The sequence below is a fragment of the Pseudomonas sp. zbq_18 genome, from assembly GCF_043102245.1.
GTDB lineage: Bacteria > Pseudomonadota > Gammaproteobacteria > Pseudomonadales > Pseudomonadaceae > Aquipseudomonas.
Genome location: NZ_JBICIT010000008.1, coordinates 410519 through 423428, shown reverse-complemented (window position 1 = coordinate 423428; position 12910 = coordinate 410519). Strand labels below are relative to the sequence as shown.

Sequence of the window (12910 nt, the reverse complement as noted above, 5' to 3'; positions counted from 1 at the left end):
GCCTGCGTCGCGGCCAAGGCCCCTCCTACAGAATAGCGGTGATGCACAACGACAATCTCCCAGGCACCTCGGAGCCCGAATCCCCCGTCAGTAGGCCGAGTGGAGGTGTTGCGCAGGTGGACGAGCCGCATGGATGTGGCGCTGCAACAGGGCTTGAGCGCCGGCGAACTGTGCCGACTCAGACAGATCCGCGATGGCGTGCTGGCGGACATGCTGCAGCAACTGAGCTGATCGGCTCTCAGCCGCTGCAGGCGCACGGCACGCCATCGCGCGCCGACTCCGGCACACCGAAGACCAGATCAAACGCCCACTGGAAGGCAAAGGCGTAGAAGAAGAAAAACGCCAACAGACCAATATCGGCGACCAGCGCCTGCCACCAGCTGATCTCCAGCCACCAGGCCATCACCGGCACCAGCAGCAGTGTCAGACCACCCTCGAAGCCCAGTGCATGCAACAGTCGCCGGCCGAAGGTACGGGCGCGCTCCTTCTGCCTCGCCTCCCAGTACTCGAACAGGCTGTTGAATAGCATGTTCCAGCTCAGCGCCAGTAGCGACAGCAGCAGTGCCAGCGCACCGGAATGCGCGAGCCCCTTGTCAAAGGCAAATGCCATGGCGGGCGCCACGAACAAAACGGCGACCAGCTCATAGAGCACAGCCTGTGTCACCTTTCTCTTTGCCCCTTGCATCACATTGATCTCCTCACAGCAGCACCGAAGTGGCCCTGCATAGGCGCTTACTCTATGTTTGCCGAGAATCAGGGACAAATGACCTATAGTTCGCCAGGATGAATTGAATTCACCCATCAGGAAGATCTGCATGTTTGCCCGCCTGCCTCTCACCGCACTGCGTACCTTCGAATCGGCGGCGCGCCTGGCCAGCTTTCGCGAAGCCGCGCTGGAACTCAGCGTCACCCCCACGGCGGTGTCCCACCAGATCCGCAGCCTGGAACAATGGCTAGGCGTGTTGCTGTTCGAGCGCCTCGGGCGTGGCGTACGCCTGACTGAGACTGGCGAGAAGTTGCGCCGTAATCTGCACGGTGCCTTGCTGGACATCGACCACAGCCTGGCCGCCTTGCGCCCGCAAGCCGGCGAGCAGTGCATCAGCCTGAGCACCATGCCGGCCTTCGCTGCTCTCTGGCTGATCCCCCGGCTGGGACGCTTCTACAGGCGCCACCCAGGCATCCGCGTACGTATCGAGACCAGCCACGAGCTTGTCGACCTGCAGCGCGACGCCAGCATCGACCTGGTGATCCGCTGCGGTCTTGGCGAGTACCCCGAGCTGTACCAGCTTGCACTGCTGGAAGAACACTTCGCCGCCTATGCCTCGCCGCAGCTGCTGGAACGCCTGCCAGAGGGTGCGGAATTGATCGGTGTCGGTTGGGAGGCGCCATTGTCCGGGCTGCCGTCTTGGCAGAGTTGGGCCGCACAGGCAAACGAGCCCTGGGCGGCCAGCGCGACCTGCCGTGACTACCCGGACGAACACTACGCCTTGCAGGCCGCCATTTCCGGCCAGGGTCTGGCCCTGGCCAGCTCGGTACTGGTCTCCGACAGCCTTGCCAACGGCCTGCTGTGTCCTTACCGCGAAGACATCCGCCTACCCGGTGCCCGCTATCTCGCGTTGTGCGTACCGGGCCGCGAGCGGCAGCCGGCAGTTCGGGCGCTGCTCGACTGGTTGCAGGAGGAATGTGCTGAAAGTCTGGCGTGAAGGCTTTTTCGCGGCTGAAGCCGCTCCCACAAGAGCCAGCTGTGCACTGCCAAAGAGCACCGTGGGAGCGGCTTCAGCCGCGATTTACAAAGCCGAACAAAACAGAACCCCGGTCGCCAACAGGCTGGCAGCACTGGGTCGTTTCTTAGCCAGGGGCTGCTGCCATATCAGCACTTAGGCCAACCGCCTTCACTACCCCGCCCCGTGCCGTTAGGATCGAACCCTGCCTTCAGCCCGAAGGCCGCCGCACAAGGATGACTCATGAAAAAGCTCGCGCTGTCCCTGTTCTGCCTGTTCGCCCCTCTGGTCCATGCCGATTCCGCGCTGACGGAAGACAGCATCCGCGCCCTCTACGACGAGATGACCGTTGCCGCCTCGCAGCGCAATATCGACGGCGTGCTGGGGCTGATGAGCGATGACGTGACCATCAGGATTTCCGCCGCCAAGGGCAGCATCGAGCTGGATGCCGCCAAGTACCGGCAACTCCTGCAACAGGGTTGGGGCGGGCTGGACAGCTACAGCATGGCCGTGGAGATCGAGCAGATCGACATCGCCGCCGACGGCCAGAGTGCGACGGTGAAAGACACCACCACGGAAACCATGAGCATGCGGGGCCATGAGATGAACGCCGGCATGCAGGAAACCGCCACCCTGCGCCTGATCGACGGCGAGCCGAAGATCACCCGCATCGAGGCGCAGATCAAACAGTAGGTATCACTCGGCTGGCGCCTCGGGCTGCCAGCCACCCCCCAGCGCTGCGATCAACTGCACGCTGGCGGTCAGGCGGCTGCCCTGCAGGGTCAGGCGGGTGCGCTCGTTGGACAGCGCGCTGGTTTGCACGTTGACCACGTCGGTGAATTCCACGGTGCCGGCCTTGTACTGGTTGAGCAGCAGGCGCAAGGATTCGCGGGCGGCGTCCAGCGCCTCCTGCTGCACCACGGCCTCGCGCTCCAGCACAGCCAGCTGCACCAGGTAGTCCTCCACTTCACGGAAACTGTTCAACACCGTCTGCCGGTAATCGGCCACGGTCTGGTCATAACTGGCCTCGGCCTGTTCGACGCGAGAGCGAATCAGGCCGCCATCGAACAGGTTGAGAGCGAAGGCGGGGCCGATGGACCAGAAGCGGTTCGGCGTACTGATCCAGTCGTCCAGGCCGCCGCTACGGTAGCCGCCAGTGGCAGACAGGTTCAGCTCGGGGTAGTAAGCGGCCTCGGCCACACCGATCTCGGCGTTGGCGGCGATCACTCGGCGCTCGGCCGCCGCCACATCAGGGCGCCGCTCCAGCAACGTCGAGGGCAGGCTCACCGGCACACTGGGCAGCGCAGGAATATCCTGACTTGGCGGCAACTCGAACTCGGACGGTGCCACGCCCACCAGTACGGCGATGGCATGCTCCAGCTGGGCGCGCTGGTACTCCAGATCGACCGCTTCGGCTTCGGTGCCCTTGAGCTGGGTCAGCCCCTGGGTGACATCGGACTTGGGCACGATGCCGGCCTTGTACTGATTCTCGGCGATGCGGTAAGCCTCCTTGTAGGCGGCCACGGTTTCGTCGAGCAGGCGCTTCTGCTGATCCAGCACCCGTAGCTGCAGGTAGTTCTGCACCAGTTCGGACTGCTGGCTGAGGCGCACGGCGGCCAGGTCGGCAGCGCTGGCATCGAGGCCGGCACGCTCGGACTCCAGCTGGCGGCGCAGCTTGCCCCACAGGTCCAGCTCCCAGCTCACGCCGAGGCTGGCTTCATAGCTCTTGGAGACGGTCGAGGTGCCACCACCGCTGACGCTCACTCCACCCGTGGTGCCGATGGTACTGTCACCACCGCCCTGCCCCGCGCGGGTGACGCCGGTATTCAGACCAACACTGGGAAAGAAGGCCGCACGCGCACCACGCACCAGGGCCTTGGCCTGACGATACTGAGCCTCGGCACTGGCCAGGCTCTGATTATTGGCATTCAGGCGCTCGACCAGCGCATCCAGCTCGGCGTCGCCGTATAGCGTCCACCAGTCGCCGCGCAGCGCGGTATCGGCCGGCGCTGCGGCTTTCCAGCCCGCGGCCTGCTTGAACGCGGCCGAAGGCGCGCTGTCCGGGCGTTGGTAGTCAGGGCCGACGGCGCAACCGGCCAACAGAACAGCAAAAGCGATGGGCGTGAGATAGGAGCGAGTCATAGCGGGGTTTCCAGAGCGGCGTCGCTGCGTACGCCACGCCAGCGGTTGACCCGGTGGCGCAGACGGTCGAGATAGAGGTAGACCACAGGCGTGGTGAACAGCGTGAGCAACTGGCTGAGCACCAGGCCGCCGACGATGGCCAGGCCCAGCGGGCTGCGCATCTCGGCGCCTTCGGCCTGGCCCAGCAGCAACGGCAGTGCGCCGAGCATGGCGGCCAGGGTGGTCATCATGATCGGGCGGAAGCGCAGCAGGCAGGCCTCGCGGATCGATTCCTGCGGGCTGAGCTTCTGTTCGCGCTCCAGCTCCAGAGCCAGGTCGATCATCAGGATGGCGTTCTTCTTTACCACGCCGATCAGCAGGAACAGGCCGAGCAGCGAGATCAGGCTGAACTGACCACCGGTGAGCAGGATCGCCAGTAATGCGCCGACCCCGGCCGAGGGCAAGGTAGACAGAATGGTCAGCGGGTGGATGTAACTCTCGTAGAGGATGCCCAGCACGATGTACACCACCAGCAGGGCCAGCAGGATCATCAGCGGCTGGCCCTGGGCTTCCTTCTCGAATTGGCCGCCGGTGCCACCGAGCATGCCCTGTACTTCGGTCGGCAGGTTGACTTCGGCCACCGCCCGGCGAATCGCCTCGGTGGCCTGTTCCTGGGTCACGCCCGGCGCCAGCGAGTAGCCGATGCTCTCGGCGGCGAACTGCCCCTGGTGGTTGACCCGGTCTTCCTCCAGGCTGCGCTCCCAGCGAGCGAAACCGGATAGCGGTATGCGCTCGCCGCTCTCGCTGATCACCTGAATCTGATCCAGCGCCTCCGGGTACTGGGCGTACCTGGGGTTGATCTCCATCACCACGCTGTACTGGTTGAGACTCTCGTAGATGGTGGAGATCTGCCGCTGGCTGAAGGCGTTATTGAGCACGCTGCTGATCATCGCCATGTCTACGCCGAGGCGCTGCGCGGTGGCACGGTCCACTACCAGGGTGATCTGCTGGGCGCCCTCGCCTTCGTTGGCGTCGATGTCGGTCAGCTCGGGCAGTCTGGCCAGGGCATCGCGCACCTTGGGCAGCCAGGTCTTGAGCAGGTCCAACTCGCTGGCCAGCAGCACGTATTCGTTGTCCGAACTGCGCCCCTGGCGGCCGCCGAACTGCAGGTCCTGGTCGGCCATCAGCATCAGCCGCGCGCCCGGCACCTTGGGCATCTCGGCCCGGAGCCGGTCGATCACCTCCCTGGACGACTGCTCGCGCTCGGCAATCGGCTTCAGGCGGATCACCAGAAAGGCGTTGTTGATGCCGCTCTCGCCACCGATGAAGCCCGCCACGCTGTGGATGGCAGGGTCCTTGAGCAGCCCCTTGCGAAAGGCCTCCATCTTCGGCTGCATACGCTGGAATGACAGGCCGTCGTCCCCCCGTACGAAGCCGATCAGCTGGCCGGTGTCCTGTTCGGGCATGAAGGTCTTGGGTACCACGACGAACAGGTAGACGTTGCCGATGATGGTCAGCAGCAGGCTGAACAGGGTCAGCCGCGAATGGCGCAGCGCCCAGTCCAGGCCACGGCCGTAGGCGGCCAGCACGCGCTTCTGCACCCGTGCAGCCCACTGTGCCACCCGTCCCGGTTCGCGCTCCTGCCCTTCGGCCTTGAGCCAGCGGGCGCAGAGCATCGGCGTAAGGGTCAGCGAGACCGCCATGGAGATCAGGATCGCCGCGGTCAGGGTGATGGCGAACTCGCGGAACAGGGTGCCGACGATGCCCCCCATGAAGAGGATGGAGAGGAACACCGCGACCAGCGACAGGTTCATCGACAGCAAGGTGAAGCCGACTTCCTGGGTGCCCTTGAAGGCCGCTGCCAGCGGCTTCTCGCCGGCCTCGATGTGCCGCGAAATGTTCTCCAGCACGACGATGGCGTCGTCCACCACCAGGCCGGTGGAGATGATCAGCGCCATCAGCGACAGGTTGTTCAAGGAGAAGTCCAGCAAGTACATGACGGCGAAGGTGCCGACGAGCGACACCGGCACCGCCAGCGCCGGGATCAGCGCGGCACGCCAGCGACCGAGAAACAGGAACACCACCAGGATCACCAGGCCGACCGCGATCAGCAGCGTGCGTTCGGCCTCGTGCAGGCTGGCACGAATCACCGGCGAGCGGTCCATCGCCACCTCCAACTTGGCGCTGGCCGGCATCAACGCCTCCAGCGCGGGCAGCTCGGCGCGGATATCCTCGATGGTCTGGATGATATTGGCGCCAGGCTGGCGGTTGACCACCAGCAACACGGCTTTCTCATCGTTATAGAAACCGGCGTTGTAGCGGTTCTCCACCGAGTCGCGCACCGTGGCCACGTCGCCGAGACGCACGGCCGCGTTGTTCTGGTAGCGGATGATCAGGTCCTGGTACTGCGCGGCCTTCTTCATCTGGTCGTTGGCCTGGATCTGCCACTGGCGGTCCGCGTCGGCCACATCGCCCTTGGGACGGTCGCGGTTGGCCGCGTCGATCGCGCTGCGCACCTCATCCAGGGCCACGCCGTACTGGTCGAGCAGACGCGGCTCCAGCTCCACCCGCACCGCGGGCAGCGAGCTGCCGCCGATCTGGATCTCGCCAACGCCCTGCACCTGCGCCAGTTTCTGCGCGATTACCGTGGAGCCCAGGTCGTACAGCTGGCTCTTGTCCAGCAGCGGCGAGGTGAGCGACAGCACCATGATCGGCGCCTGCGACGGGTTGAACTTCTTGTAGGTCGGCATGGTGCGCATGCCGCTGGGCAGCAGGTTGCGCGCGGCATTGATCGCCGCCTGCACCTCACGCGCGGCCGCGTCGACATTGCGGCCGATGTTGAACAGGATGACGATCTGCGTGCTGCCCTGGCTGCTGCGGCTGGTCATCTCGCTGATCCCGGCGATGGTGCCGAGCGAACGTTCCAGCGGCGTGGCCACGCTGGAGGCCATGGTCTGCGGGCTGGCGCCGGGCAAAGTGGCGCGTACCACGATGGCCGGGAAGTCCATGTTCGGCAGCGGCGCCACCGACAGCAGGCGAAAGCTCACCAGGCCCAGCAGGACGATGGCCAGGCTGAGCAGCAGGGTCGCCACCGGGCGACGGATAAAGGGCGCGGAGAGGTTCATGCACGCTGCCTCTGTGGGAGCGGCTGGGCGGCAACCCGCTTCAGCCGCGATGCAGGCACGAACAAGCTATCGCGGCTTAAGCCGCTTCCACAAAAGGCCTTCCCGCTCACGCCACCACCCCCGCCGCGCTGCGCCCCAGCAGGCGTCGCGAGAGGCGGTCGAAGGCCAGGTAGATCACCGGCGTGGTGAACAGGGTCAGCACCTGACTGAGCAACAGACCGCCGACCATCACCAGGCCCAGCGGCTGGCGCAGCTCGGCACCGGAGCCCGAGGCCAGCATCAGCGGAATGGCACCGAACAGCGCGGCCAGGGTGGTCATCAGGATCGGCCGGAAGCGTAGCAGCGCCGCCTGGTAGATGGCCTCCTGCGGCGCCATACCCTGTTGACGCTCGGCCTCCAGGGCGAAGTCGATCATCATGATGGCGTTCTTCTTGACGATGCCGATCAACAGGATGATGCCGATGATGGCAATCAGCCCCAGGTCGTTACCGGTCAGCAGCAGCGCCAGCAGCGCCCCCACGCCAGCCGAGGGCAGCGTCGAGAGAATCGTGATCGGGTGGATATAGCTCTCGTAGAGCACGCCCAGCACGATGTACATGGTGACGATGGCCGCCAGGATCAGCAGCAGGGTCGAACTCAGCGACGCGCGGAAGGCTTCGGCCGCGCCCTGGAAGTGGCTCTGGATGGCCACCGGCAGACCGATGTCGCGCTGCACCTGTTCGATCACCGCCACGGCCTCGCCCAGGGACACGCCGGGCGCCAGGTTGAACGACACGGTGACCGCCGGGAACTGGCCGATGTGGTTGACCAGCAGCGTGGCCGGACGCTCTTCGATGCGCGCCAGCGAGACCAGCGGCACCTGCTCGCCGCTGCGGGTGGCGACATGGATACGGCGCAGCGCAGCGGGCCCGATCTCACCGGCACCGGCGCTTTCCAGCACCACGCGGTACTGGCTGGCCTGGGTGAAGATGGTGGAAATTTGCCGCTGGCCAAAGGCGTCGTACAGTGCGTCATCGATATCCGCGACGCTCACGCCCAGACGCGCCGCGGCGTCGCGATCGATATCGAGGAACACCTGCAGGCCGCGGTTCTGCAGGTCACTGGCCACGTCCTGCAGCTCCGGGCGCTCACCCAGCGCGGCGATCAGCTTCGGCGTCCAGGTTTCCAGCAACTCACTGTCCGGTGACTCCAGGCTGAACTGGAACTGGGTACGGCTGACCCGATCCTCGATGGTCAGGTCCTGCACCGGCTGCAGGTACAGGGCGATGCCCGGCACCTTGGCCAGCTCGGGGCGCAGGCGCTCGATCACCTCGCTGGCGGTCACGTCGCGCTCGGCATGCGGCTTGAGGTTGATCAGCAGGCGCCCGCTGTTCAGCGTCGGGTTGTCGCCATCCACGCCGATATAGGAGGACAGGCTGGCCACGTCCGGGTCGCGCAGGATCACTTCGGCCAGGCGCTGCTGACGTTCGCTCATGGCCTTGAACGAGATCGACTGCGGCGCCTCGGAGATGCCCTGGATCACGCCGGTGTCCTGCACCGGGAAGAAGCCCTTGGGCACCGCGAGGTACAGCAGCACGGTCAACGCCAGGGTGCCGATGGCCACCAGCAGGGTCAGGCCCTGGTGGCGCAGGGTCCAGGTCAGGCCCACGGCGTAGCGCGCGATCAAACCGTCGATAAAGGCGCCCGCTGTCTTGTAGAAGCGCCCCTGTTCCTCTTCCTTCTCGGCCTTGAGCAGGCGCGCGCACATCATCGGCGTCAGGGTCAGCGACACCACCAGGGAAATCAGGATGGCCACAGCCAGGGTGATGGCGAACTCGCGAAACAGCCGGCCCACCACGTCTTCCATGAACAACAGAGGGATCAGCACGGCGATCAGCGAGAAGGTCAACGAGATCAGGGTGAAACCGATCTGCTTGGCGCCTTTCAGGGCGGCGTTCAGCGGCGTCTCGCCCTCCTCCAGGTGGCGCGCGATGTTTTCCAGCATGACGATGGCATCGTCCACCACGAAACCGGTGGCGATGGTCAGCGCCATCAGGGTCAGGTTGTTGATCGAGAAGCCGGCCAGGTACATCACGCCGAAGGTGCCGATCAGCGACAGCGGCACGGCGATGGACGGAATCACGGTGGCGGAGAACTTGCGCAGGAACAGGAAGGTCACCAGCACCACCAGGCCGATGGCCAGGACCAGCTCGAACTGTACGTCCCTGACCGCCGCGCGGATGGTCTGGGTGCGGTCGGTGAGCACCTGCACCTCGAGACTCGCCGGCAGCCCGGCCGTGATCTGTGGCAACAGCGCCTGGATGCGGTCGACCACCTCGATGACGTTGGCACCGGGCTGGCGCTGGATGGTCAGCAGCACCGTCTCATTGCGATCGGCCCAGGCGGCCAGGCGCTCGTTCTCGGCGCCGTCGACCACCGTGGCGACATCCTGTAGGCGCAGGGCCGCACCGTTCTCGTACTTGAGGATCAGGCCGCGGTACTCGTCGGCCGACTTGAGCTGGTCGTTGGCATCCAACTGAGAGACACGGGTCGGGCCGTCGAAGTTGCCCTTGGGCTGGTTGACGTTCTGCGCGGTGATCAGCGTGCGCACGTCGTCCAGGTTGAGGCCGTGGCTGGCGAGCGCCTCGGGATTGACCTTGATGCGTACGGCCGGGCGCTGGCCACCGGCCAGGCTGACCAGGCCGACACCACTGATCTGGGCGATCTTCTGCGCCATGCGCGTGTCGATCAGGTCATGCACCTCGGTCAGCGGTAGCGTGTCGGAGCGAATCGCCAGGGTCAGCACCGGCGTATCCGCCGGGTTGACCTTGTTGTACACCGGCGGCGCCGGCAGGTCGCTGGGCAACAGATTACTGGCCGCGTTGATGGCCGCCTGCACTTCCTGCTCGGCGACTTCCAGATCCACATCCAGGCTGAAACGCAGGGTGATGACCGAGGCGCCGCCGGAACTGGACGAAGACATCTGCTGCAACCCCGGCATCTGCCCGAACTGGCGCTCCAGCGGCGCGGTCACCGAACTGGTGGTCACCTGCGGGCTGGCCCCGGGATACAGGGTCAGCACGCGAATGGTCGGGTAATCCACCTCCGGCAGTGCCGACACCGGCAGCAGGCGGTAGGCAATCAGGCCGGTGAAGAAGATCGCCACCATCAGCAGCGTGGTGGCAACCGGGCGCAGGATGAACAGGCGCGAGGTGTTCATGCGCCCTGCTTCTGTGCAGCCTGGGTTTCGGGCTGGGCCGGGGCGCCCGGCTCTTCGCTGATCACCTGCACCGCGCTACCTTCCTTGAGCTTGTCGGTGCCCTCCAGCACCAGCCGCTCGCCCTCCTCGATGCCGGCGGTCACCAGGCTCACGGCACCATCGCTGGCGCCGAGCTGGATATCGCGGATCTGCACCTTGTCGTCCTGGCCGAGCACGAACAGGAAGGTGCCGCGCGAGCCGTACTGCACGGCGGCGGAAGGAATCAGCGTGGCCTGCTGCAGGGTTTCCACCCGCAGGCGCACGTTGACGAACTGATTGGGAAACAGGCGCTCGTCGGCATTGCCGAAGCGCGCCTTGAGCCTGACGGTACCGGTGGCCACGTCGATCTGGTTGTCCAGGCTGTGCAACACACCCTCGCCGAGCAGCTCACGCTCGTTACGGTCCCAGGCCTGCACCCGCAATTGCTGGCCGTCGCGCACCTTGGCCAGCACCGGCGGCAGATCCTTTTCCGGCAGGGTGAAGTTGACTGCGATCGGCTCGACCTGGGTGATCACCACCAGCGGTGTGGTATCGGCGCTGCTGATCAGGTTGCCAACGTCCACCTGGCGCAGGCCGAGGCGCCCGGCAATCGGCGCGCGAACCTGGGTGAAGTCGAGGTTCAGTCGGGCATCAGCCACCGCCGCCTGATTGCTCTTCACCGTGCCGCGGTACTGGCCGACCAGCGCCAGCTGGGTATCCAGGGTCTGCTTGGCGATGCTGTCCTCGGCGTACAGCCCCTGATAGCGGGCCAGGTCGATCTCGGCATTCTTCAGCTGCGCCAGGTTCTGCGCCAGGGTGCCTTCGGCCTGCTGCAGCGCCACCTGGTAGGGCCGCGGGTCGATCTGCGCCAGCACGTCGCCGGCCTTGACCTGTTGCCCTTCCTCGAACAGCACCTTGAGCAGCTGGCCGTCCACCCGCGGGCGCACGTTCACCGTATTCAGCGCGGTCACCGTGCCGAGGGCCTTGAGTTCGATGTTGAAGTCGCCACGGGTGGCCTCGGTCAGACGCACCGGCACCGGGCCGTCCCAGGGACCATACGGCTGCTTGGTCTCGGCGTCGGAGTCGTCGGACAGCAGCCACCACAACAGCACAGCGCCGAGCGCGAGGGCCAGCAGAATCAACCAGAGACGGGGAATGCGCGGAGCAACACGGGTATCAGGCATGGTACGGCATCACTTTCCTGGGGAGGGTGAACGATAAGTACTCCCAGCAACCAGGCAAAGGGTCTTTACCGCCTATTTACCCTTATTTGACGTAACAAGAAGTTGAGAATTTAGAAACGACAACGGCCTGCTCCAGGCAGGCCGTTGGCTACCGCGCGAGCGGTTACTTCAATGCTGCCAGGGCGGCGGCGTAGTCGGGCTCGTCGGCGATTTCACCGACCAGCTCGCTGTGCAGCACCTTGTCGTTCTCGTCCAGCACCACCACGGCACGGGCTGCAACACCCGCCAGCGGGCCATCTGCGATGGCCACGCCATAGGCCTTGAGGAAGTCGGCGCCACGCATGGTCGACAGGTTGACGACATTGCTCAGGCCTTCGGCGCCGCAGAACCGTGCCTGAGCAAACGGCAGGTCAGCGGAGATGCACAGCACGACGGTATTGGCCAGAGCCGCGGCTTCACCGTTGAACTTGCGCACCGAGGTGGCGCAGGTCGGGGTATCGACGCTGGGGAAGATGTTCAGCACTTTGCGCTTGCCGGCCAGGCTGGCCAGGGTCACGTCGGAGAGGTTGTTGGCAACCAGGCTGAAGGCAGGAGCCTGTTGACCAGCCTGCGGCAGCTGGCCATCGACTTTTACCGGATTGCCCTTGAGGGTTACTTGAGCCATTGCGAGTTCCTTCTATGTGTTGATGCCAGGGTCACGGCACCCAGCGGGGAAATGCCCGCCAGTGTGACCGCCCGGTGCTGCGACGGCAATGCCCAGTTTTACTCAGGCGCTGGCCTGCCTCGCAGGTTGTGGATTGGGATGGAAGAACACATGTTCGCGGATCGGCCCCACTGCCACCTCGCCGATTTCCTCGTAGCCCTGGCGCTGATAGAACGCCAGGTAATGCGGGTTGCCGGTATCCAGCACGATGCCCTGAGAGCTGGAATCGGCCGCGCACCAGTCATGCAGGGCGGTAAGCAACTGTTCTCCCAGGCTCTGGCCCTGAAACTGCGGGTGTACGCCGAGCAGTGGCAGTACGTGATAGGGGCCTGGCGGCAGACAGGCCAGCACCGCGTCGTGGTATTCCAGGTAGCGTTTGGTGCAGCGAAAACCGGTGGTCATCAGCATGCGCAGGCGCCAGGCCCAACTCTCGGTGATGTCCAGGCGGCGTACCGGCGGCGCGATCAGAGCGATGCCCACCAGACGCTCTTCAATCAGCAAGCCAATGGCGGGCAGTTCTTCGGCAAAGTGCTGCTGCACCAACTCGCGCACGGTGGCACGCACACGCTGGTCGAAGCCGGGGCGTTCGCTCTCGAACAGATAGGCGAAGGTCGGATCATGACGGTAGGCGTGATACAGCAACGAACGGGCTTCACGGCTGTAGCCATGGTCCAGCAGACGAACTTCGGCGGTGCGATTAGGCATCAGGCTGACCTCTTTTTTATAGGGCTTTACGGGTCAACTGCCACGTTAGCATTGCCTCCCAGCCCTCGCCAGGCGCTGGCCGTCACCTCCTCAGCTGGGCTAGCATCGCCTCTTTATCTGCCGCAGGTGCCTCC

9 protein-coding genes are annotated in these 12910 nt (G+C 65.2%); 2 read left to right on the top strand and 7 right to left on the bottom strand.

The window, feature by feature from the left end:
* Positions 1–238: 238 nt before the first annotated feature.
* Entirely contained in the window at positions 239–685 is a 447-nt protein-coding gene (locus ACF8C6_RS07440) for a PACE efflux transporter (protein WP_392498699.1), read from the bottom strand.
* Positions 686–815: 130 nt separating this feature from the next.
* Between ACF8C6_RS07440 and ACF8C6_RS07435 the strand changes: the two genes are divergently transcribed.
* Together ACF8C6_RS07435 and ACF8C6_RS07430 are read left to right on the top strand one after the other, a co-directional pair.
* Entirely contained in the window at positions 816–1703 is an 888-nt protein-coding gene (locus tag ACF8C6_RS07435; protein ID WP_392498686.1) for a LysR substrate-binding domain-containing protein, read from the top strand.
* A gap of 261 nt (positions 1704–1964) precedes the next feature.
* Positions 1965–2414: a nuclear transport factor 2 family protein gene (locus ACF8C6_RS07430; protein WP_392498685.1), complete on the top strand. Its 450-nt coding sequence runs from the start codon at positions 1965–1967 to the stop codon at positions 2412–2414.
* Between the two features lie 3 nt (positions 2415–2417).
* Here ACF8C6_RS07430 and ACF8C6_RS07425 read toward each other — a convergent pair whose 3' ends face one another.
* From ACF8C6_RS07425 to ACF8C6_RS07400, 6 genes are all read right to left on the bottom strand, one after another.
* Positions 2418–3863, bottom strand: a complete 1446-nt coding sequence (locus ACF8C6_RS07425) for an efflux transporter outer membrane subunit (RefSeq protein ID WP_392498684.1) — start codon at positions 3861–3863, stop codon at positions 2418–2420.
* A complete protein-coding gene (locus tag ACF8C6_RS07420) occupies positions 3860–6967 on the bottom strand; it encodes a multidrug efflux RND transporter permease subunit (RefSeq protein WP_392498683.1) in 3108 nt (1035 codons plus the stop codon). Before ACF8C6_RS07420 ends, ACF8C6_RS07425 begins: the two co-directional genes overlap by 4 nt.
* A 106-nt stretch (positions 6968–7073) precedes the next feature.
* Positions 7074–10166, bottom strand: coding sequence for an MdtB/MuxB family multidrug efflux RND transporter permease subunit (locus ACF8C6_RS07415; RefSeq protein ID WP_392498682.1), 3093 nt, complete (start codon positions 10164–10166; stop codon positions 7074–7076).
* A complete protein-coding gene (locus tag ACF8C6_RS07410; RefSeq protein ID WP_392498681.1) occupies positions 10163–11368 on the bottom strand; it encodes an MdtA/MuxA family multidrug efflux RND transporter periplasmic adaptor subunit in 1206 nt (401 codons plus the stop codon). The genes ACF8C6_RS07415 and ACF8C6_RS07410 overlap by 4 nt, the downstream gene beginning before the upstream one ends.
* A 163-nt stretch (positions 11369–11531) precedes the next feature.
* Positions 11532–12032 carry a thiol peroxidase gene (gene tpx / locus ACF8C6_RS07405; protein WP_392498680.1) on the bottom strand — a complete coding sequence of 167 codons (501 nt, stop codon included), beginning with the start codon at positions 12030–12032 and terminating at the stop codon, positions 11532–11534.
* A gap of 102 nt (positions 12033–12134) precedes the next feature.
* On the bottom strand, positions 12135–12776 hold the full coding sequence (locus ACF8C6_RS07400) for a GNAT family N-acetyltransferase (RefSeq protein ID WP_392498679.1): 642 nt from the start codon (positions 12774–12776) through the stop codon (positions 12135–12137).
* Positions 12777–12910: the final 134 nt, after the last annotated feature.

Bases quoted from the DNA above. Each gene is read 5' to 3' on its own strand.
- ACF8C6_RS07430 (WP_392498685.1), top strand. From the start codon at position 1,965: ATGAAAAAGCTCGCGCTGTCCCTGTTCTGCCTGTTCGCCCCTCTGGTC.
- tpx (WP_392498680.1), bottom strand. From the start codon at position 12,032: ATGGCTCAAGTAACCCTCAAGGGCAATCCGGTAAAAGTCGATGGCCAG.
- ACF8C6_RS07420 (WP_392498683.1), bottom strand. From the start codon at position 6,967: ATGAACCTCTCCGCGCCCTTTATCCGTCGCCCGGTGGCGACCCTGCTG.
- ACF8C6_RS07435 (WP_392498686.1), top strand. From the start codon at position 816: ATGTTTGCCCGCCTGCCTCTCACCGCACTGCGTACCTTCGAATCGGCG.
- ACF8C6_RS07400 (WP_392498679.1), bottom strand. From the start codon at position 12,776: ATGCCTAATCGCACCGCCGAAGTTCGTCTGCTGGACCATGGCTACAGC.
- ACF8C6_RS07410 (WP_392498681.1), bottom strand. From the start codon at position 11,368: ATGCCTGATACCCGTGTTGCTCCGCGCATTCCCCGTCTCTGGTTGATT.
- ACF8C6_RS07440 (WP_392498699.1), bottom strand. From the start codon at position 685: ATGCAAGGGGCAAAGAGAAAGGTGACACAGGCTGTGCTCTATGAGCTG.
- ACF8C6_RS07415 (WP_392498682.1), bottom strand. From the start codon at position 10,166: ATGAACACCTCGCGCCTGTTCATCCTGCGCCCGGTTGCCACCACGCTG.
- ACF8C6_RS07425 (WP_392498684.1), bottom strand. From the start codon at position 3,863: ATGACTCGCTCCTATCTCACGCCCATCGCTTTTGCTGTTCTGTTGGCC.